This window comes from Anabaena sp. UHCC 0204 (assembly GCF_009711975.1).
GTDB lineage: Bacteria > Cyanobacteriota > Cyanobacteriia > Cyanobacteriales > Nostocaceae > Dolichospermum.
In genome coordinates this window covers 15,076-37,606 of the sequence record NZ_VIKW01000010.1, presented here as the reverse complement: position 1 = coordinate 37,606, position 22,531 = coordinate 15,076, and the positions used below count along the sequence as shown (strand labels likewise).

Genomic DNA, 22,531 nt, shown 5'->3' with positions numbered 1-22,531 from the left:
TATAGCCAGATGACTGCAAATATCCTTAATGACTATAAAAAATGAATCCAGTCAAATCCCTACTGCGAGTTTTCGGTAGTCAGAAAATGGCAGCCTTGATCCTACTCGGATTTTCATCCGGGTTGCCCCTATTTTTGACCAGCAAGACCTTACAAGCTTGGATGACCGTTGAAAAAGTAGATTTAACCGCCATCGGCTTATTTAGCCTGGTAGGTGTCCCATATTCCTTAAAATTTCTGTGGTCGCCGCTGTTAGACTGGTTTACATTGCCATTTTTAGGCAGAAGAAGGGGTTGGTTAATTACCATCCAAATTGGGTTACTAATAGCGATCGCCTGCATGGCCTTACAGCAACCCAAACAAGCCCTGCAATTCCTAGCCATCAACGCCGTAGTTATTGCCTTCCTCAGCGCCACCCAAGACATCGCTGCTGATGCTTACCGTACCGACGTTCTCGAACCCCTAGAAATGGGTGCAGGTGCAGCAGTATTCGTCCTTGGCTATCGCATCGCCCTTCTCCTCACAGGCTCATTAGCCCTGATTCTCGCCGATAGAATAGCTTGGTCATCAGTATATTTACTAATGTCAGTCGGTATGGCATTAGGGATTATTGCCACCCTATTTGCACCAGAACCAAAAGAAATCAATCCACCAGCATCCTTAACCGCCGCTGTCATCCTGCCCTTTGGAGAATTTTTCCAACGTCAAGGAGTAGTTCAAGCCATACTCACTCTGTTATTTATTGTTCTCTATAAACTCGGTGATTCCTTTGTCAATAATATGTCCACGCCGTTTTTACTACAAACCGGCTTCACACAAACCGACATTGGGGCAATACAAGGCGGAATGGGATTAATAGCCACAATAGTGGGGACATTGGCAGGTGGCGCATTTTTGAGTAAAATTGGACTGAATCGCTCACTTTGGGTATTTGGTGGTTTACAAGCAATCAGCAACCTAGCCTATCTCATCCTTGCCCAAGTTGGTAAAAATTATCAGGTTCTTGTACTGACAATCAACATAGAAAACTTTTGTGCTGGTTTAGGGACAGCAGCCTTTGTGGCCTTCTTGATGAATATGTGTAATCAGCGTTATTCCGCAACTCAGTATGCTTTACTTTCTAGTTTTATGGCCGTAAGTCGTGATATTCTAGTTGCGCCAGCAGGTTCTTTAGCAAAAAGTACAGGTTGGCCATTATTTTTCATAATTAGTATTTTTGCTGCTGTACCGGGACTTCTCCTGTTACCATTGTTTGCCCCTTGGAATTCTAAACCAATGGCAGTAACTAGACCAGGACTTGAAGAAGAAGAAGATATATGGGAACCCAAGTAGTTATTCTTGTCGGTACATTTGTTCTGATAGTTACAGGTCTTTTACTAGGCTATGTCCTTTCACAATTAGTTCTGCAAAACCTGGCTTTTAACTTCCTTACCCTTCTAGGAACAATCAGCCTGGTACTAATTTTCGGCACACTCTATTACGTCTTATTTTGGCAACTGCGACGAGAACCCCTACAAACAGTTAATCCCAGCATACCCACCCAAGTAGACGAAGAAGTAACTGGCAATTACCTCAAAAATCGCCTAATTGCTAGATTATCTGGAGACGTAGCAGCGGCGGAAAGATTAATTGAACAAGCCAAGCAAAACTATCCAGGAATGCCAGAAAATTGGTACTGTGAAAGAGTTTTAGATGAACTAGATCGAGATCAACAATCATAGAAAAATTGGTCAGTTGTTCGTTGTCAATTGTCAATTGTCAATTGTCAATTATTTAACCGTCCCTATCCTATTTTCCGTAGTTCGCTAGAATCAATACTGTTGCTATTTATTTACAATCAACAACATGGCTATTCTTCGTCAATATATTGCCCCTTTTATCGCAATTCTCATATTTGCCTTTGCCTTAGTTGCTGTCAGCGCCCGGATTTTTCTACCTGCCGATATGGCTGCACCTGCACCTATTGGGATGATAATTAGTAATTGGGTAAACAGTAATTTTATTTCCCCAATCTGAAATTTTGAATGTATTAATCCCCGGCTATACAATCCGCAAAGGTTCTACTGTTAATAAAGCCCTCTTGGTAAAGTTCATGCAGCGGACTTACCAAGAACAATTTCCTGAGCAAGATTTTTCCCACCTTGCTCATACCGTAGAACAATACTTTTCTCGTGATACTCCCTTATGGTGGGTAGATGAAGAAGCAAAGGAGCAGGGTGTAGGGAGCAAAGGAGAGACATTTTCCCCCGTAGCTTGTCTTTGGGTGGGAAATGCCATAGATCAGGTTAGAGGCGATCGCCATCCGCATATTTTTCTTCTTTACGTGATCCCAGAACATCGCCGGAGAGGCATTGGTAAAGCATTGATGGATTATATAGAAAATTGGGCTAAACAAAAAGGCAATCGCCAAATCGGCCTCCAAGTATTTCTATCCAACACACCCGCATTAAATCTTTATCATCAACTCGGTTATCAAGAACAATCCCTCTGGATGGTAAAATCACTCTAGACAATTGACAATTGACAATTGAAAATTGACAATTATCAGTTGACAGGGGTTGATATGTTGATCCCTACCAGGGATTACAGTGAAATCATGATGTACGACGAATACGAATTAAGCCTACTCGATGCCGAAGGGGAGCTAGAAAGCCCTCTAGATCACATAGAACCACTGACTGACGAGTCAGCAGTGGAAAAACCTGATCCAGATTTAATGCTGGTACTTTTAGAAAATCCTCAGCCCCAGCAGCGGATGTTAGCAGCGCGTGCTTTTTGTGATCTTCAAGATGAACGAGCAACACCCCATCTAATTCATCTATTAACAGATAACTGTCCCCTAGTGCGAGTCAGTGCCGCCTATGGAATTGGACGCAACCCCTCAAAAGAAGCTGTAGAACCATTAATTATTCAACTTAACCGCGATTGGAATGGTTATGTTCGCAAAGGAGTCGTTTGGGCTTTAGGAAATTGCCGCGATCGCCGTTCCTTAGCACCCCTCACAGATGCCCTCAGAACCGATATTTCCGCCGTCCGTCTTTGGGCAGCCAGCGCCCTAGCACAGATGACAGAAGTAGGTTATGAAGCCATCGTTGGCGCGATTCCTGCCCTCATCGAAGCCCTAGTGCAAGATCCCATCGCTGCCGTGCGAAGTAACTCCGCTTGGACAATCGGCCAGCTTTGTAAAGAACTCCCGTCTAACGTCATCTATGCCACAGCTATTGACGCATTAATACAAGCCTTTGCCGAAGATAAAGATTTAGGAGTCAGAGCCGATACTAAAGCCGCACTTCTGGGAGTAGGCGATCCTCGCGGTTTGCAATTAATCGAAACCCTCGAACAAGACGGATGGTTTTAGAAAAAGGAGTCAGGAGGTAGGGGCGCAGGGCCTGCGCCCAGTCAGGAGACTCAGAAAATAACAGATTGATTGCGTCCTTGCTGTTTAGCGCGGTAGAGAGCTTGATCTGCTTGTTCAATTAGAGTAGCTGGTGATGATTCAGAAGTAGGTATTATACTAGTCATGCCCAAACTAATAGTCACTGTATCCCGTGCTTCAGAAGCTCGGTGAGGAATTGCTAAATCTTGAATTGCAGCGTGAATTCGTTCAGCAACAGCGATCGCACTTTCAACATCAGTATTAGGTAAAATCACCACAAATTCTTCCCCCCCATAACGAGCTACCAAATCTGTGGCTCGGTACATCACCTGCTGTGCGGATTCAGCGATTTTAATCAAGCATTCATCCCCCATTTGATGACCATAGGTATCGTTATAAAGTTTAAAATAATCAACATCAAATAAAAGTAAAGATAGAGGTTGCTGTTCTCGGTAGAGTCGTTGCCATTCTTGCTCTAACCGACTATCAAAACAGCGGCGATTGGCTATTTGCGTTAAACCATCAGTATGTACCTGTTTTTCCAATTCTTGATTTGCTAATCTGAGGTTATATTCCGCTGCCTCTAAAGCTAATTCAGCTACTTTGCGTTCGCTCACATCTAACACAATACCATAATATGCAATCTCTCCATTTTCCCGCAGTTCTGGTCTAGAACTAGCTTTTATCCACTTAATTTTTCCTGAAGGGGTAATAATGCGCCACTCATAATTAAAAGGAGACATAGTTTTCATACTATAAGTCACCGCTTCTCCATAACCAGCCAAATCATCAGGATGGAACTGCTCAAAGCAAAGATGAGGATTTTCTAGTATTTGTTCCACAGAAATTTCATGAATATCTTCAAATGCACGACTCATATATTCGTAATACCAAGAGCCGTCTAATCTTCTAACTGTAATATAAATTACGCCTGGAGAAGATGCAGAAATCTCTTTTAACCGCTTCTCACTTTTCAGCAACGCTAATTCTATTTTCTTACGGTTGCTGATATCTGTAACTCGCACCAAATCAATAACTTTACCCGCGATATTAATGCGTTTTACTGCCAGATTGCCCCAGAAATTCCGACCTTTTTTAGTAATATATTCTATTTCTCGACTCCAAAAACCCAACTTAGCTACATCTTCAGCAATCATTACCAATTCCTCATCAGTAAATTGCTGTTTTTGCCAAGTCTGCCCCTTAGTGCCAATTAAATCTTCTTTACTGGCAACTTCAAACATTTCCACAGCGCGATTATTGCAATCAAGAATAAATGGATCTGGAACATCAACCAGAAAAATTCCATCGGTAGATTCATTATAAATAGCTTCTTTAAAATCTCGACTTTTTCTGAGTTCTAACTCTGTTTGTTTACGATCAGTAATATCTTGGGATGTTCCTAAATTTTGCCTTACCCTACCATCCCCAGTTCTAGAAAACACCATATCTCGACTATAAAGCCAACGCCATTGTCCTTGAGCATTTCTGACTCGATACTCTGTATCCACGAACTCACCATCTTGCAAACGATAAAGCTGTTGTATGGAATTATAGACCAGATTCAAATCATCAGGATGACAAATTATAGGAAACAAATTAGCTCCCATTTCCTGAATTTGTGCCGCAGAATAACCCAATATTTCCCCCACAGAGCGATTCATATAAACATTTTGCTGTTCAATATGATCGTAAATATAAAGTAAGTTTGGTGTTAGTTCCGTAATTTGTTCAATGAAATGCTGACTCTCTTTCAGCGCGGCTTCTGCCTGTTTCCGCTTAGTGATATTGAGCAAAACACCATGCCAAATAATATCACCATTCTCTCGCAGTTCTGGACGAGAGTTTGCTTGCACCCATTTCAGTTTGCCAGAAGGTGTAATTATTCGCCACTCGTAAAACAATGGCTGGAGATTTTTGGCACTAATGGCAGCAGCAAGATTATATCCAACTAGATCATCAGGATGAATTTGTTCACAACAAAGATTAGCGTTTTCTAAAATTTGTTCTGGTTCTAATTCTAAAAGATATCGGCAACCCACACTGACATATTCAAAAGTCAAAGATTGATCAGAATGCTGGACAAGGGTATACATTGTTCCCGGAATATTAGATGCTAATGTTTCTAATAAATTCTGGTTATACTGTAATGCCTCCTCCATGTACTTGCGTTCGGTGATATTGTAGATAACGCAATGTGTTCTCACAAATTTACCATCTACATCCTGCTGAACGCGACCTTCCAGGAGAACAAATATTTCACTACCATCCTTTTTGGTTAGGTACAATTCTGCATTTGCATATCTATTACACTTGAGATATCCAAATGCTTCGGGAAAATAAGATTGTGTCTTCTGTGACCAAAATTCCCCAAAACTTCGACCAATTAATTCTGTTTGGGTGTATCCCAATAAGTCACACAATTGCGAGTTGACATCAATAAAACATCCCTGTTCATCGAGAGACTGATAAGCAACGGGGGAATTTTCAAATAAACTTCTAAATCGGTGTTCACTTTCTAATAAAGTTTGTTCGGCTTGTTGGCGTAACCTAAGCTCATTATGGAGATCAGTAATATCCCTAATCACACCAATAATACAATCTTGCCCATCCAACCATTCTACCTGAGCAGAGATGAGAACAGTTTTAATTTGTTGAGAGTAGGTGCAAATATTTACTTGAAAATTCAGAAATTTTCTTTGATTAATTAGGGTTTGTCTGAAGTGGTGCAAATCTTCTAAATTTAACCACAATCCTAATTCAATGCAGGTTTTGCCGATGATATTTTCTGGAGTATCTCCCCAAAACTGGCAAAAACTTTCATTTATATTTAAACATCTTCCTTCTGCTAAGGTAGCAATCCAAACGGGGCTAGGAGTTGTGTGAAAAATGGTTGAAAATTTTGTTTCGGATTCCTGAAAGGCTTTTTTCACTTGAGCCGACATTTGGTTAAAAGACGTTGCTAAAACCTTCAATTCGGCTATTTCTACGGCCACTATATCCTCAGATAAAGACTCTTGCCAATCTCCTTTGGCCATTGCTTGACTAGCTTGAATTAGCCTTAAAATCGGTTGAGCTATCCAGTATGCAGTGAAGCTACCTGTGCCAATAGCAATTATCAACGCCAAACCACAAATTAAAATGGTTCTATGGGCATTCCGATGAATTTCTGCCATAAATTCCGTTTCGGGAATTACGGTCACTACGAGCCAATTTAAGCCGTAATCGTCGCGGTAGGGTGTGACTCTGACAAAGGGTTTTTGTTCTAAAGCAGGGCGGAAACTTTGTGGCTGAGAAATAGCTTGCAAACTGCCAAACCGCTGTATTAAATCCTGCGTCACATCGCGGATCATCGGTTCACTGCTATTTAAGGCTGTGAGTCTTGTTGCTTTACCATTGATGATGGGAGTAGGGGATTCATCCTCACAACTAGCAACAATTAGCCCTGATTGTTCAATAATAAAGATGTGATTTGATCTTCTCTGATCCAGTGTTTTCAGAAATTGACTAATTTGCGAGAGTTCTAAATCAATACCGAATACACCTAACAAATTTTTCTGCTTGTCATAGACAGGTGTACTGGCGGAAATACTGATGTGGTTCGGTAAATCTCCCCAAGTGTAAATGGAACTCCAGATCGGTTTACCAGCTTTGACGGCATCTAAATACCAAGCAGTATTATTAGTTTGTGGGTTTTTAACCTCATATTCTAACTTTAGCCGATTACCCTGATCATCTACTGAGTAGGAGCGGATTTTGCTGATGTCAGATATGGGAATTTCAGCAATTCCTAGTTTATTATCTATGCCATAACCAGCACCAATAAATTCTCCTTTTTGACTACCAAAATTGATGTATGTAAAATTGAGCGATCGCACCTGATGATAAAAATATTTACCTAGTTTATTAAAATCATTCAAGTCTAAGATTCCGGACTCGAAAGCATCTACATTTATACGATTGATTTCCTGGGCTTTTCCTAAATAACTATCTAAATGTTGATCAATGCGATCGCCTACTTCTGTTATCAACTGATCAGCCAGCTTCTCTACAGATTCCTGTCCGCTGCGGTATGACAAGTAGCCTACTAATGTAACTATCCCCATCGTTTGCAAAACAAACGGCACTATCAAGAAGGTTCTTAGTTGCAATTTTGCTAATTTTTTGGCAAACCAGTTGAAGGAAGCATTATTCATTGGCAAATTTTAACTTGTTTAAAATTACTCGTTAACCTCCGCTGGACGTTCTATATCATCTTCACCTAAATATTCTCCATTTTGGATTTCTAGAATTACTAAGGGAATCGTACCAGGGTTTTCTACTTTATGCAGTGTTGCTGCTGGTACATAGGTTGATTGATTGTGATTGAGTAATATTTCCTCATCACCACAAGTCACTTTAGCCACGCCAGAAACCACTACCCAATGTTCATGACGATGATAATGGATTTGTGATTTTATGCCGTGTCTAGGCTTAATTTCTACCCGACTGATACGATAATTTGCGCCCTCTTCTATAACTTCCACATAGCCCCAATAGCGATCGCCTGTATGGGATGAATTTATACTCGAATTAGATTTAGTTTCCATTTTATAATTGGTGATTGGGAATTGGGAATTGGTGATTGGTGATTGGTGATTGGTGATTGGTGATTGGTGATTGGGAATTGGGAATTGGTGATTTTCTTTCTACTGACAACTGACAACTAACAACTGACAACTGACAACTAACAACTGACAACTAACTCCTTAAATAGATAAAGATTTATTCGTAATTAACAACTTATAAAATTCTAGCGCAGGTAAAGCTGGGCTACAGATAAAGCCCTGAATAGAATCACAATTGTTTTCTCGTAAAAATGCTAATTCTTCTTCAGTTTCTACTCCTTCAGCAATAATTTTAAGATTAAGTTCATGCCCCAACCGAATTAAGTTTTTTGTAATTGCAGATTTTCGGTAATCCGTATTAATATTTTGGACAAAATCGCGGTCAATCTTGAGTGTATCTATTGGTAATTGCTTGAGAGAAATCAAGGAATTATTACCAACACCAAAATCATCAATGGCGATTTTCACTCCTAGAGAACGCAATGTATTCATAGCCTTAATTGCCCCATTAACATCTTCCATAATCATTGTTTCTGTTAATTCCAGTTCTAGACAATTTGGTTGAATATTATTGCTAGATATCAAATACATAATTTTAGTAATCAACTCTGGTTGATTAAATTCAATTGCCGATAGATTCACGGCTATGGTTAAATCATAAATACCTGCATCTTGCCAGATTCGCATTTGCTTGCAAACTGTATTTAGAACCCATTTACCAATATCAATAATTAACCCATTCGACTCGGCTAAAGGAATAAACTCTTGTGGTGAAACTCTTCCTAACTCTGTACTTTGCCAGCGTAATAAACTTTCTGCTGATGTAATTCTACCAGTATTAATATCAACAATTGGTTGATAGTTAATTTCAAAACCTGCAAAATTTTTTTCTTTAATTGTTTGGTGTAAATTTTCTATAACTATCTGCATTCTCGGTGTTAACTTATTAGCAATAGCTGATAAATGCTTCCTGAGATTTGCATATTTTTCTAATTTATTGAGAATAGCACTTAATAATTCATTCCTAGTAAAGGGCTTAGTGAGATAATCATCAGCGCCCATATTCATCCCTTGACGAAAATCAGATTTAGCTGATTTAGCGGTCAAAAAAATAAAAGGAACAGTTGCTGTCAAAGGATCTTGACGCAAAGCTGTTAATACACCATAGCCATCCAATTCTGGCATCATCATATCACATAAAATTAAATCTGGCTGTTCCGACATAGCCATATTTAAACCTATTTTGCCATTAGCAGCGACAACAGTTTCAAAATTTTCAGCTTCTAGTAAATCTAGTAGATTCTCCCGCACTGATTCTTCATCTTCAATAACTAAAATTTTCGGCATAATTCACCTCATTTGATTATGATTTTTTTAATTTAAAGGCAGAGTAACAGTAAACTTAGTACCAACATTAACTTGACTGGTGAAGGAAATTTCCCCTTGATAAATATCAACACATTTTTTGACAATTGCTAGTCCTAGTCCAGTCCCCAGGATATTACCAACATTACCAGCACGATAGAAAGATTCAAACAATCTAGAGATATCTGCTTCCGGAATGCCAATTCCTTGATCTTCAATTTCAAATATTACTTTTCCCTCTTGACAAATAAGGGTGAATTTAACAATATCGGCATGAAGTGAATATTTAATAGCGTTAGAAAGGAGATTAGTTAGAATGTGACTAAGTAATTTTTCATCCATGTAACAGGGGATAGATTGATATTGACAATTAAAATCAATGATTTTGTGATTATTTCCATGGGATTTTACATCTTCTAGCAATTGATGACAATAAGCAACCAAATCAATATAAATAGGTTTATATTCTAATTTACCTACTTCCGCTTTGCCAATGACTAAAACATCATTTAACATTTCTGCCATGCGTTGAACAGCCATTTGAATACGACGAAGATGAGTTAGTTGTTTTTCTTCGGTCCAGCGGTGGCGGTAGTGTTCTAACAACTCAGAGGAAGAAAGGATTGTACTTAAAGGTGTGCGAAATTCATGGGAAGTCATGGAGATAAAACGGGATTTTAGTTCATTTAGTTCTTTTTCCTTCTCAAGTGCTACTATTAGTTCTTGTTCCAATTGTTTACGATTTGTAATATCAGCCCAATAACCAACTATTTCGATGGGATTAGCAGATTGATCTAATACTACTTTACCTTGATCATATACCCAACGGTAAACACCATCTTGATGTAAAAAGCGATATTCTAGAATATACTCTCCTTGTCTTTGTACGATGTTTGACATTTCGGTAATTACATATTCTCTATCTTCTGCGTGGATATGACTATACCAAAAATCAGATCCTGCTACAAATTCACTAGCTTCATAACCCATAATGGATTTAACATTTTCACTCATGAAGGTAACACCATAATCACCATGAGCTTTGCAAGTATAGATGACAGCGGGACTGGAATGGAGTAAATATTGCAATCGTTGTTGACTGACAAGTAATGCTATTTCTGCTTGTTTACGTTCAGTGATATCAGTTTGAATACCAATATAGTGAGTAATCAGATGATGATGATCATAAACAGGAGAAATATTTAATTCATGCCAAAATAAGTTACCATTTTGAGATGAATTACGTAAAATTACAGTACAATCTTGTCCTGTTTCTATAGCAGCAGTGAGTTGTGCTAAACTAGATTGATTAATATGAATATCAGTGAAGAGAGGAAAACTCTGACCAATGACATCTGCTGCTAGGTATCCTGTCATCTTTTCAAAAGCAGGATTGACATAAATAATGGGTTTATGGGCAGTAGTCACATCAACGATGATAATACCATTACTATTAGCAGCGATCGCTCGGTTACTTAATCGCAAATCTTCTTCTATTAATTTTCGTTGGGTAATATCTGTATATATACTGACAAAAGAAACTATTGTATCGGTAGCATCTTTAATCGCATCTGTGCATAAATGAATTTGTACAGCCTGACCATTCCGGGTTTCCATTGTCACTTCCCCACGCCAAGAATCACCTTTTTGGACAGTGCTAAATACTGTTTGAAATACTTCCTGAATTTTAAAATTAGCTGATAATCCGCCCTGTTCATTTAACTCAGTAAATGTATAATCAAATATTTCCGTAAAAGCGGGATTAACATAAATTGCTTTTCCACTAATATCGGCAATACTGATAGCATCACTTGTACTTTCTATCGCCTTTTGTAACCGCAATAAAGACTTTTCTGCTAACTTGCGTTCTGTAATATCACGGGTCACTTTTGAGAAACCGCGTAAGTTGCCAAAATCATCATACAAAGCCGTTAAAATACAATTTGCCCAAAACTCAGAATTATCCTTGCGAACAAAAATACTTTCACATTCGCAACGTCCCTCTATAGCTGTTCTATTTAATTGTTGACGGGGGAGAGAATTCAAAATATCTTCTGGAGGGAAAAAACAGGAGAAATCTTTGCCAATAATTTCTGATGCTGTATATCCAGTAATACATTCTGCACCAGAATTCCAACTCATTACCCGTCCTTGAGGATCTAGCATATAAATTGCATAATCTTTAACACTTTCAATTAATAACCGGAAATATTCTTCTGATCGTTTTCGCTCCGTAATATCTGTAGAAATTCCACATAAAGCATAGGAAATACCATTAACATCTTTCAAAGGAAACTTAACAGATAAATATGTATGAATTCCATCTGCTAAAGGCACAATTTCCTCCCTTTCTTGAGGAATACCAGATGATAATACCTGAAAATTATACTCAGCAAAACGATTGACAACATCAACAGGAAAAATATCATCCAAATGCTTACCAACAATATCCTCTTGAGTCAGATTAAATAGGATTTTAAATTGCCGATTAACTAAAATAAATCTATTTTCAGGATCTAGGACATAGATCACTGTTGGAGAATTATCTAAAATTGCCTGAAGCCACTGCTGAGTTTCTTTTAACTTGGCTGCTTCCTGTTTCTGAAGGGTGATATCTCGACTTGTGCCACGATAACCACAGAATTGTCCTGCAACATTAAAAATAGGAACTCCACTAGTTTCTAGTATAACTTGATAACCATTTTTATGAATTTGCAAATTTTCCAAACATTGAAAAGGTCGTGGTGAGATAAAAATTTCTGCAAAATCATTATTGATATTTTCTGCTTGTGCTGATGACATAAAATCAAAAGTAATTTTACCCAGCATTTCTTTGATTTCATAACCTAAAATATTGTAAACTTTGGGACTTACATAGGTATAAACAGCATTTTGATCAACTTCCCAAATCCAATCATTGCTAGTTTCGACTAAATTGCGAAAACGTTCTTCACTTTCTTTCAGGGCAATTTCCGTTTTTTTCCGTTGAATACCCAAGGCTATTTCATCTGCTAAAATAGCCAAAGCATTAAAAATAAGTTCGCTAATTTTTTGACAACAAAATATAGCAATTACTCCTATAGTTTCACCGTCAAGAATTAAGGGATAACCAGCAAAAGCCATGATTCCCTCTCTTTTTACCCATTCTTGATCACTAATTTGCGGATCATTTGGTACAGAGTTCGTAAAATAAGATTTACCCTCTTGAGCAATTAAACCAACTTTTAATTGACCCACAGGTATGCGACTATGAAATCCATCAATATGGGTATACATTCCCGAACTGACTTGTAACTCTAAGATATTATTTTTTTGATTGAGTATCCAAATTCGAGCAAAAGCAACATCAAGATGTTGAACTAAAATATCCGTACAACCGCGCAGCATCGTTTCTAAACTTTCTGACCGGGTTAAAATAGCATCTATATCAGCTTGCAAATCAGCTAATCGCAACCGTTCAGCTAAAGCTTCCTCAACTTGTTTAGAATCACTGATATCAGTGATAGTACCGACATGAGCAATAACTTTTTCTTCTGTATCTATCTCTGTTACAGCCTGACCTAAAACCCAAGTTACTTCTCCATGAGAACGCTGAAAACGGTATTTGGAACGAAATGGCCGCTTTTGTGTCAGAGCATGATACCACTCAGCTTCAACTCGTTCTCGGTCTTCTGGGTGAATAGTATTAATCCAACTCATATTCAGGGCTGTTTCTCTGTTGATACCAGTAATTTCGCACCAACGGTCATTAACATAACGGCAATTGCCTAAAGCATCTGTATGAAATATTCCTACTGGTGAGATTGCGGCAATAGTTTTATACCGGCGTTCACTATTTTGCAAGGAAATTTCTGCTGATAATCGGTCATGAATATCTGTATTTGTTCCAAACCAATTGATAATATGACCTTGCTGATTTTTCCAAGGTACAGCCCGTCCTAAATGCCAACGGTAGGATTGGGAAGCTTTATCGTAAAGACGAAATTCAATTTCATAATTTGTGCCTGTTACTAAGGCATAATTCCAAGCAGTCAGAGTTGTTGATACATCGTCAGGATGTACCATTTCTAACCATTGCCAGCCCAGAATCTCTGCTTTGGTACAGCAAAAGTAATTTAGGGTTCTTTCATTCACATATTCAATACTGCCCTCAATATCAGCAATCCAGACTTGTTGGGGGATAGATTCGGCTAGAAAGCAAAAGCGTTTTTCACTATCTATAGAAACATAACTATTTCTTAGCCAATGTATAAATTTAGACTTAGGAAATCGCAGACAAAAATTCTCTATCCAGGTTTTGAGATCGGACCAAATTGTGTTCATTTTTATAGCAGGCGACAGGGTGGGAAGTCTGTTTCTGTTTTTTGTTTTATCATTAGTTAATGTCCTAACCACCTTGGCAGTTGCTACAATTATTAATTTTTAATTCACACTGGTACTAGTTTGCCGACGCAGATTTAATCTTCTTTCACCGTAACGTATTAATCGTTCTATAGTCAAAAGACGGTTTTGCCAAACTTTAACTTGATAAGGATTGGGAGAATTTTCTGCTTGTATCCAGGTGGGAAATTGTGCCTGGAAACGGGTTAAAGTCTTTCTAGCTGTAATTAAATTAATGGCAGTAGGGACATTTGCCAGTTGATTTAAAGCATTTTGTAATTCCTTAGCTTGGTTATTAAACTCAGTATTAGCGATCGCAGACATGGATAATTGACCATTATTTTGGACTATCTGCCATTCTGTTTGCAACGCTGCATAACGAGAAGCCGCAGTGCGAAAAGGTTGACGCTGGGGTATAGGTTCATTTTTTCTCCCTTGGGTACTATTAAATATCTGCTCAAGTTCATGATTAAAGTTTTCGGCTGCAAACAACGCATAACCACTGACTGGTAAATCTCGAATCAGTTGCAGTTGATCAAATGCACCTATACTTGGTAAAGACAGTAAACGGATTCCGGGGACTAATAGGGTAGCACCTAATTTTGTAGAATTAATCCAGGGTTGGGCTAATCGTTGAAACCGCGGCGTATCCAAAGCATAAGTCATTGGCACAATTAAATCTATATCTCCCCGTCTTGCCCATACTTCCCAATGCTGTTGAATCTTTTGCATTCGTTCATATTCTGGTAAGGGAAAAACGGCTACTGACAGAATCAGATTTTTCCGCTTTTGTCGCAACGTCTTGGATAGTTCGGACACAAAGCTATCAACCTGTTGGGTCCTAAATGCTGTCCATTTTTGCCACAATTCCCGCTGACTGGGGGAAATATCTAAAGGATCTATCCCCGTCTGTTCTTGAAATTGCTCTCTTGCAGCTTTACCATAGCCATAGGTACGACCAACAAACGGGTCTTGGAAAGGGTAACGAATGTAATCGAGATGGATACCATCTACCTGATAGCGAGTAGCAATTTCTGTATATAGTTTCAGTAAATATTCCCGGACTTGAGGATTGGCTGGATCTAAGAAAGGTTTGGTCTGACCAATGGGAATAATGTTACCTTTGTTATCATAGTTAGCCCAATCAGGATTTGCTGCGAGTACGGGACCCAAATAATCAGGACTAGCATTAATAAGTTGATTATGGGCGCTATTTCCGGCTGCAAATACCCACACCCAAGCGTGTAACTCCATTCCCCTTGCATGGGCTAATTTGACGGCGCTGGCGAGAGGGTCCCAATCACGAATGAGAGGGTTTTGTTGGGGTGCTATTTGACTGGGATAAATAGGATAACTAGCATTGATTGTTTCTAGAAAGATGGTGTTAATCCCAGATTGTGCTAGTTTATCAAAAATTTTGGCTAATTCGGCTTCGTTTCCAGCTTTAACAATTGTGCCTCTATCTAACCAAACTGAACGGATTTCTGGTTGGGCTAATTGTTGATTAATCGGAAATTGTTGCCACAAATCAGATTTTGTTTGCAACCATAATTGCCGCGCCTTTGCATAGTTTTTCTGTTCAATTAATAAGGGGAGATCCTTGACGGAATTCCTTGCTTTGATCAAGGTTTTTTCTAAGTTTGATGGTGCTGTTTTTCTAGTTTCTATTCTTTTGATTTGAGAATTATTGACGCTAGAAAAATTAGTAACTGAGGCTGATATATGGGCGCTTTCTACACGACTAATGAGATTTTCTAATTCTGTTTGCAGAGCGATCGCTTCTTTTTGATCAATCGGCACGTTAGAATTAGGAATAACATCTAAACGCACGTTTTGCTCTAGTTGATTAATTGGATCTTGGATATTTTGGGGTATAGTTTTAGGTTGAACTGATAAGCTAGATGTTTGTATTTTGGGTTGAAATGGAACAGTGGGAGTTTGTGTATTTATAGTTGCTGGCTGACAATTTGGTGCAGGATTCGCAATTTTCAGTTTACTATTAACTGGTAATTTTAAATGCCGATTCAAAGCAGCCTTTAACCAAGCAATATCTAACCCTTCTGGGGCGACAGTATCTGTTCCCCAACGCCAACCTAATAAGGTTGATTTTTCTGTTGTTAATATTGCTAATGGACGATCTTTTGAGTTCCAAACTACAGCAGTTTGACTAGGAGAATTATTAGGAATAATGACACCACCTCGAACTATCCCAAAAAGTTCTGATTGATTTACCCAATTGGGAATAGTCGTGTTTGTAGGTTGTAAATTTTCCGCAGTATTTAAGCTAAATCCCCAAGCACCTCCCAGCAGTTTTCGTAATAATTGACGAACTCCGGGGGTGGATAAATTACCAACTGGTCCAGTAGCTATTAAGTAACCACCTTGACTTACCCATTGATCTAAAGCGATCGCTTGTTCTGTTGTCAATACCTCTACGTTTGGCAAAAATAATACCTGTGGTTTACCCCAATCAGCCTTATTTTTGACGTTACTCAAAGAAATGACACAATAGTTCACACCTAGTTTCTGTAAACGGTTACTAATTCCCCTCCACTGTTCAGGATTATTTTGGCTATTCACTACACTAAATACAGGAGTATTATTGGTAGCTTTTGCAGGTAATATTCCCAAGATATTAAACAGGAAAAGGTTAATATTTAAAATAATAAATCCGACTGTTTTGTTATTCATTAGTCAGTTGTCAGTTGTCAGTTGTCGTAAGGGCGAAGCATTCGGAAAGTAAACTTGGGAAAAAACCGATAATTTATCTTCCGAATGCTGATGCTTCCAGCACGCTTCTCGAACGCCCTTACACCGAATGCTTCGCCCGTAATGTTGTTAGTTGTCAATTATCAATCCTATTGTATACAAGTATTTATTAATTCCTCTACTCCCGCTACTGGGAAAATACTGACATTCAATTTTTTAGATACTTCCTCAACCGTCATATCATCTAGAAATACCAATTCCCCATGTTTAAGCATAACACTAGGTAATAAAATTCCCTCTCCTAAATCTTGCCCTTTTAAGTTTAAAAGTAAATCATGTCCTGTTAATAAACCCGTGACACTGATACTTTGTCCCCAATAATCACTAGAGAAAGCTTGTATTTTTACTTCTAATCCTGCTACAGTATTTAATTGTTGTACAAGTGGTTGAAATGCTGTTTCCACTGCATTACCAACAACCCAAGTTAATCTGCGGGGCTGTGTAATTTTTGGTGGTAATAACTCAGTTGCAGTTTGGGTAAATTGTTTAATAAATAAACGAATTGAACCAACACCATTATCAATTTGTGGATACTCTTCATATTCAGCTTCTGTTGGTAGTTCTTCCCCTGCAATTAAAAACCATTCATCAGCTAACCACACCACATTAGAACCATATTTTTTCCGAAATTGTTGAGAGAGTAATTTAACTTGACAAATTACCTCTTGTGCTTTTTCTTTAGTCACGGGAATTAACTCATCTTCCTGGGGACGAAACCGCGTTAAACCCACGGGAACAACTGCTACTGATGCTACTGTTGGTAATTCACCAGTATGAAAAGATGTTAAATCTTGTAATGTCCTTTCTAGATGTTCACCATCATTTATTCCTGGACAAACCACGACTTGAGCATGAATTTGTAATCTTCGTTCTTGAAACCAACGAATTTGGGAAATAATTTCTCCACCACGAGGATTTTTCAAAAGTCTAATTCTCACATCTGGTTCTGTGGAATGCACAGAAACATACAGAGGAGATAACCGCATTTGTTCAATTCTTTGCCATTCTCTTGCTGTCAAATTTGTAAGAGTTAGGTAAGAACCATACAAAAAACTTAGGCGATAATCATCGTCTTTTAAATATAAACTAGAACGTTTTCCCGGTGGTTGTTGATCAATAAAGCAAAAAGGACAACGGTTATTACACTGAATTAAACCATCAAATAAAGCTGTAGAAAATTCTAATCCTAAATCCTCATCATAATCTTTTTCAATTTCTACATGATGAGTTTTTCCAGTCGTATCTAAAACTTCTAATTCCAAAATTTCATCAGCGCATAAAAACTGATAATCAATTAAATCACGGGGTTGTGTGCCATTAATAGCCACAATCGCATCCCCGGCTTCAAAGCCAATTTCGGAAGCAATTGAGTCAGGAAGCACCTTAGTAATTTTAGCAGGTTGAATGGTAGTCATGAGTCAGTTGTCAGTTGTCAGTTGTCAGTTGTTAGTTGTCAGTTGTCCGGAAATAGGGAACAGGAAATAGGTAATATTCTAACTCCTGACTCCTGAATTCTTACATAATAGGGTTATCCTTGCCAACCGCTGGCGATCGCTAATAAAATGGAAATACCAAAAGCCAATCTATACCAAACAAAAACAAATGTGTTTTTAGTTTGTAAATATTTGATTAAAAAGGCAATTGATAAATAGGAAAAAATAAAGGTGGAAATGATGCCAACAATTAGCAAGATGACAATATTATTTGGTAACTGTTGAGATTGAAACATTTGGAAGATTTTCAGACTTTTGTATAAAGTAGCGATCGTCAAAGTTGGAAACCCTAGCAGAAATGAAAATTTCGCTGCTGCTTCTCTTTCTAATCCTAGAAATAACCCAGTAGTTAAAGTTGCACCAGAACGAGAAACTCCAGGAAGTAAAGCTAGAGTTTGTCCTAATCCTACCAAAATACCATCTCTAATTTCTAAAGTATCGAAACCTCGTTTGCGAGTCCCAATTTTCTCGGCTAAACCTAGCAAAATTGACATAACAATTGACATTATAGCAATAATTAATGCACTTTCAGGAATGACATCTTTAAACAAAAAACCAATGCTTAAAGCTGGAATTGTCCCCACAGCAATCCCCACAACAATTTTCCAATCTTCACTTTCCCAGTCTTTATCTTTAAAGGCTTTAATTGCACCTTTAACTAAACTAGAAACCAAAGACCAAAAATACCACAAAATAGCAATCACACTACCAAACTGAATAGCATCAACAAAATCTTTAGAACCAAGTTCTTTCCACCCAAATATCTTGGTAACAATTAATAAATGTGCAGTGCTACTAATGGGTAAAAACTCTGTAATCCCTTGCACAATCCCTAAAATAAACGCCTGGATAAGTCCTTGCAGCATATCAACTTGGCTAGTAACTGCCTCAGCAGGTACTCCTACTTGTAGTAGTTGCCATGATAGTAAATTCATACTATTTATCTCTAAAATTATTGCCATTAATCAAACTCCCAAAATCAATGCGTAATTCTAGCAAATTATCCAACTGGAGTTGCTTGTGTTCAGTCATTTTGGGCAAAATCTTATCAATTGATAATTGACAATTGTTTCATTCACAGCACTGGTGACTAACGAATGAGAATCTTAATCAGCAACGCCAGAATTTGAAACCCATGAAGATGGGTTTTGTCTGTGTAGCCGCGACTTCTAGTCGCTAAATTACCGAGGATAATGCTTGGCTAAAAATTCTTTTGCTTCAGCTTTATTCTTAATTAGACTATCTACTGTAGCACTTAATAAATCATCAAGCATTTGCTTATATTGAGGACTAGGTTTATAACCCAATTCTTTTAAATCATTCCCATTTAACAGCGGTTGAATATTTCCCCAGTTAGTTAAATATTGCCAAATGCGTCTTCTAATTTTCCGGGGACTTTGTAAAGCAATTAAGATTAAAGTTTGCAAATCATACTTCTTGAGTAAATAGACAGTTTGACTAGGTTTTTCAAAAGTCGGTAATAATGTCATCACCTCAGACTGAATTTGAGATAATTTCTGTAATCTGGCAATACTATCATCAGCTAATTGGAGATTCTTCGCTACTTTTTGGCGATATTCTGGTTTTAAATAAGCTATTAATACTTCTAAACGTAGTTGCCAATTTATTAAAGTTTGGTTGCGGTCAAATTTCTCTAAACAGCGTGCTAACAAATTTAATTGTCGAGCCAGTTCCGCATCTAATTCGAGAGAAGGATGAATACATTGTAAAGCACCTAAGCTATTCAGCAATTCTAAAGCTGATTGCCAATAAGATGCTGCTAATATATATTTTAATTCGGTTTTTAGACGAGTTTGTAAAGCCGGAGTTTTATTATTTGTTTGACTAGTCCGATCATAAACTCCACTATTGATAGCATAACGAATATAGGCTTCTGTTTGTGGTTCTATGTAAAATCCAAACCGCACAGCAAAACGCACGCCGCGATAAATACGAGTCGGATCTTCAATAAAACTATTGGCGTGTAAAATCCGAATTTGTTGATTTTGTAAGTCTAGAAAACCACCAAAAAAATCTAATAATTCTCCAGCACGGGGAGAAGTTAATCTCAATGCCATGGCATTAATAGTAAAATCTCGCCGATATAAATCTTGACGAATGGAACTAGCTTCAACTTCTGGATTTGCTGCTGGGTAAGGATAAAACTCTGTTCTGGCTGTGGCAATATCTACCCATAATGAATCTAATTCTGGATCTTTGTGCCATAATAAAGCCGCAGTTTGGAAAGCGCCATGAATTTCTAATCTAGCATTTGGATAAAGTGGTTGTAATGCTTTAGCTAATTCTACACCTGCACCGACATCTGCGGTTTTATGAAAACCATCAACTACTAGATCAATATCATTAATCATTAAGGCGTGAGTTTCCGCATCTGATAGTAGCAAATCTCGGACTGCGCCACCAACTAAATAAAGATGCCAGCCTCGTTTTTCTGCTTCTTGCGATGCTATAGTTAGTAATTGCCAAAGTTGAGGCGCGAGACGATTTTCTAATTCACTACTAAGTCCTAAATTATGTTCGGAATTTTGAATTTTGAATTTTTTTGACGGCAGCCTAGCAGAACCACTATTTTGAATTGTTAATTGATGTAATTCTCTTAAAACATCGGTGCGGGTGACAATACCAACTAATTGCCCGTGATCTAATACTGGTAATCTGCCAATATCATAAATTACCATCAAAGATTCAATTTCAGGTAAAGAAGTATCTGGGTTAATTGTCTTTAAATTAGTTGTCATATAACCTTTAACTGGTGCATGACTAAACCCATGATGTAAAGCAATATCTAAATCCCGTCGAGAAATAATTCCTATTAATAAACCTTGGGTATTAACTACAGATAAACCTGAATGTCCATAGCGTAATAAAATCCGCTGTGCTTCGGCTATTGTGGTTTCAGGACGAATTGTCCGGACCGGAGAAGACATTAAGTCTCTAGCTGTAGGAGGATGGGGAATTTGGGCTTTTAAACCATCTAATAATTGTTGTAAAATTGGTTGTGCATCTGTAGTGCGGAGGTTGAGAGATGCCGCTTGGGAATGGCCACCACCGCCATGAGGTTGAAATAAGTAATTAAGATTGGTATGGGGAATTTGAGTTCTCCCAATTACTGTTAAGCGCCAATCATCTTCACCCAAGGGATATTTATTCGCTAAGAGGACAGCATGAGATTCGGTTAAATCAATTATTTCGGAAGCTAAATTTGATAAACCCGGTACAAAACCATCTGTTGTCAGTGTCACCCAAGCAATGGTATATCCCCGTAAACAGAGATAGTGTAAGTTTTCTAAAGCTTCACTTAATAATTGTTGTAATTGTGGCGATAAACCAGGATCACGGTAAGTAGAAATTACTGATAAATTTGCCCCTTGCTGCATTAACCAAGCTAATGCGAGAGCATCTCTAGAGGTAGATTGTTTGTATGTTAATGAACCTGTATCAACATGAATACCCAAAGCCATTACGGTTGCTTGGGCAGAATTGAGGGAAATATGGCTTTTTTGCAATTCTTCTACCATTAAGGTAGTTGTAGCGCCCACTTGGTCAATGTATAATTGGGTAGTGGGAATATCCCCTTCTTGTCCGAGATGATGATCATAAACGATGATTTCTTGGACATTGGGTAAATCGAACCATTCAGCGGCTTTACCCAGGCGATCGCGCTTTTGAGTATCAACAACTATTAAAGAACGAATTTTTTCAGGATTTACCGAACGTCTTTCAATCAACGGATATTCATCTCGGTGTAGTGCCAAAAAATCTCTTACAGGAGGATGGGCCCCTCCAGTCAAGACGATTTTACTTCCTGCTTTAAGACAAGTTAACCCCACTGCTGCCCCTAAAGCATCAAAATCAGCAGTTGTATGACAAAGAATTAAATCCATATATGTAGGGGCGCAAGGACTGCACCCAGAAGTATGGCTAATGCCACTTCTATCTTAATCATTTCTCGAATCCCCATACCCAATCCTCGAAAGAAATAACAGATTGCAGGATGAGAAATGAGCAACTGTTACATACAAAATTACCCGGTAAGCGTAAAGCTCAGTCACAAAGCGTGCTGAGATATAAGCGACACGGGCGAAAATATTGCGCCTAATTCATCGAATGGTAATAGTAGATGTGATACAATTTCAACGATTCTAGAATTTAAGTATAACTAAACAACGTAAAAACTTAACTTATTTGGTTGAGTGCGTAGTCATACCTAACGGTATTGCAGTTTAGGAAAGCTAAATTTGGTGAGAAATGAAATGCAAAAATCAAGTACGGTAGGGCATACCGGAATTAACGCTTTAGGAGAATCGACCTCTGTTTTTGTTGGAGTAATCCAGCAATTGTAAGTTGGCTCATTGATTAAAGAATCTCAGCGTCTTTAGACGCTGAGAGTGTCAAAAACCAGACGTAAAATATTAATTGATCAGGTGATGCCTTGTGAGTTCATGAGGTTCACTGAAAAACCCAGACTGCTTATACAGTAACAGTTATGGGCAAAACTAAGATTTCGTTATGTTGGGAAAA

General features: G+C 38.2%; 13 protein-coding genes. 5 read left to right on the top strand and 8 right to left on the bottom strand.

Annotated features, from left to right (window positions below; genetic code table 11):
• Positions 1-41: 41 nt before the first annotated feature.
• The 5 genes from FJR04_RS10680 to FJR04_RS10660 all read left to right on the top strand — a co-directional run bounded on the left by FJR04_RS10680 (position 42) and on the right by FJR04_RS10660 (position 3,357).
• Positions 42-1,331, top strand: a complete 1,290-nt coding sequence (locus FJR04_RS10680) for an AmpG family muropeptide MFS transporter (protein WP_168494429.1) — start codon at positions 42-44, stop codon at positions 1,329-1,331.
• Positions 1,316-1,720, top strand: a complete 405-nt coding sequence (locus tag FJR04_RS10675) for an ABC transporter permease (RefSeq protein ID WP_168494428.1) — start codon at positions 1,316-1,318, stop codon at positions 1,718-1,720. The genes FJR04_RS10680 and FJR04_RS10675 overlap by 16 nt, the downstream gene beginning before the upstream one ends.
• Positions 1,721-1,844: 124 nt before the next feature.
• A complete protein-coding gene (locus tag FJR04_RS10670) occupies positions 1,845-2,015 on the top strand; it encodes a hypothetical protein (RefSeq protein WP_168494426.1) in 171 nt (56 codons plus the stop codon).
• Positions 2,016-2,019: 4 nt separating this feature from the next.
• Positions 2,020-2,508, top strand: a complete 489-nt coding sequence (locus tag FJR04_RS10665; RefSeq protein ID WP_168494424.1) for an N-acetyltransferase — start codon at positions 2,020-2,022, stop codon at positions 2,506-2,508.
• Positions 2,509-2,598: 90 nt separating this feature from the next.
• On the top strand, positions 2,599-3,357 hold the full coding sequence (locus FJR04_RS10660; RefSeq protein ID WP_168494646.1) for a HEAT repeat domain-containing protein: 759 nt from the start codon (positions 2,599-2,601) through the stop codon (positions 3,355-3,357).
• A 50-nt stretch (positions 3,358-3,407) separates the two neighbouring features.
• On the opposite strand, the gene FJR04_RS26150 is transcribed toward FJR04_RS10660, so the two are convergent.
• The 8 genes from FJR04_RS26150 to FJR04_RS10605 form a co-directional block, all read right to left on the bottom strand.
• Positions 3,408-7,571, bottom strand: a complete 4,164-nt coding sequence (locus FJR04_RS26150) for a PAS domain S-box protein (RefSeq protein WP_254445260.1) — start codon at positions 7,569-7,571, stop codon at positions 3,408-3,410.
• A 24-nt stretch (positions 7,572-7,595) separates the two neighbouring features.
• Positions 7,596-7,964, bottom strand: a complete 369-nt coding sequence (locus FJR04_RS10635) for a phosphomannose isomerase type II C-terminal cupin domain (protein ID WP_168494422.1) — start codon at positions 7,962-7,964, stop codon at positions 7,596-7,598.
• Between the two features lie 159 nt (positions 7,965-8,123).
• Positions 8,124-9,329 carry an EAL domain-containing response regulator gene (locus FJR04_RS10630; protein WP_168494420.1) on the bottom strand — a complete coding sequence of 402 codons (1,206 nt, stop codon included), beginning with the start codon at positions 9,327-9,329 and terminating at the stop codon, positions 8,124-8,126.
• Between the two features lie 27 nt (positions 9,330-9,356).
• Complete coding sequence (locus tag FJR04_RS10625; protein WP_168494418.1) at positions 9,357-13,670, bottom strand: PAS domain S-box protein; 4,314 nt, start codon at positions 13,668-13,670, stop codon at positions 9,357-9,359.
• A gap of 99 nt (positions 13,671-13,769) precedes the next feature.
• Positions 13,770-16,418, bottom strand: a complete 2,649-nt coding sequence (locus tag FJR04_RS10620; RefSeq protein WP_168494416.1) for a family 10 glycosylhydrolase — start codon at positions 16,416-16,418, stop codon at positions 13,770-13,772.
• Between the two features lie 167 nt (positions 16,419-16,585).
• Complete coding sequence (locus FJR04_RS10615) at positions 16,586-17,911, bottom strand: TIGR03279 family radical SAM protein (protein ID WP_168494414.1); 1,326 nt, start codon at positions 17,909-17,911, stop codon at positions 16,586-16,588.
• Positions 17,912-18,024: 113 nt separating this feature from the next.
• Positions 18,025-18,951, bottom strand: a complete 927-nt coding sequence (locus tag FJR04_RS10610) for an undecaprenyl-diphosphate phosphatase (protein ID WP_168494412.1) — start codon at positions 18,949-18,951, stop codon at positions 18,025-18,027.
• A 219-nt stretch (positions 18,952-19,170) separates the two neighbouring features.
• Positions 19,171-21,894, bottom strand: coding sequence for a CBS domain-containing protein (locus FJR04_RS10605; protein WP_168494410.1), 2,724 nt, complete (start codon positions 21,892-21,894; stop codon positions 19,171-19,173).
• Positions 21,895-22,531 lie beyond the last annotated feature (637 nt).

Coding starts and splice junctions, on each gene's coding strand:
- FJR04_RS10680 (WP_168494429.1), top strand. CDS start 42: ATGAATCCAGTCAAATCCCTACTGCGAGTTTTCGGTAGTCAGAAAATG.
- FJR04_RS10675 (WP_168494428.1), top strand. CDS start 1,316: ATGGGAACCCAAGTAGTTATTCTTGTCGGTACATTTGTTCTGATAGTT.
- FJR04_RS10670 (WP_168494426.1), top strand. CDS start 1,845: ATGGCTATTCTTCGTCAATATATTGCCCCTTTTATCGCAATTCTCATA.
- FJR04_RS10660 (WP_168494646.1), top strand. CDS start 2,599: ATGTACGACGAATACGAATTAAGCCTACTCGATGCCGAAGGGGAGCTA.
- FJR04_RS26150 (WP_254445260.1), bottom strand. CDS start 7,571: ATGAATAATGCTTCCTTCAACTGGTTTGCCAAAAAATTAGCAAAATTG.
- FJR04_RS10635 (WP_168494422.1), bottom strand. CDS start 7,964: ATGGAAACTAAATCTAATTCGAGTATAAATTCATCCCATACAGGCGAT.
- FJR04_RS10630 (WP_168494420.1), bottom strand. CDS start 9,329: ATGCCGAAAATTTTAGTTATTGAAGATGAAGAATCAGTGCGGGAGAAT.
- FJR04_RS10625 (WP_168494418.1), bottom strand. CDS start 13,670: ATGAACACAATTTGGTCCGATCTCAAAACCTGGATAGAGAATTTTTGT.
- FJR04_RS10620 (WP_168494416.1), bottom strand. CDS start 16,418: ATGAATAACAAAACAGTCGGATTTATTATTTTAAATATTAACCTTTTC.
- FJR04_RS10615 (WP_168494414.1), bottom strand. CDS start 17,911: ATGACTACCATTCAACCTGCTAAAATTACTAAGGTGCTTCCTGACTCA.
- FJR04_RS10610 (WP_168494412.1), bottom strand. CDS start 18,951: ATGGCAATAATTTTAGAGATAAATAGTATGAATTTACTATCATGGCAA.
- FJR04_RS10605 (WP_168494410.1), bottom strand. CDS start 21,894: ATGGATTTAATTCTTTGTCATACAACTGCTGATTTTGATGCTTTAGGG.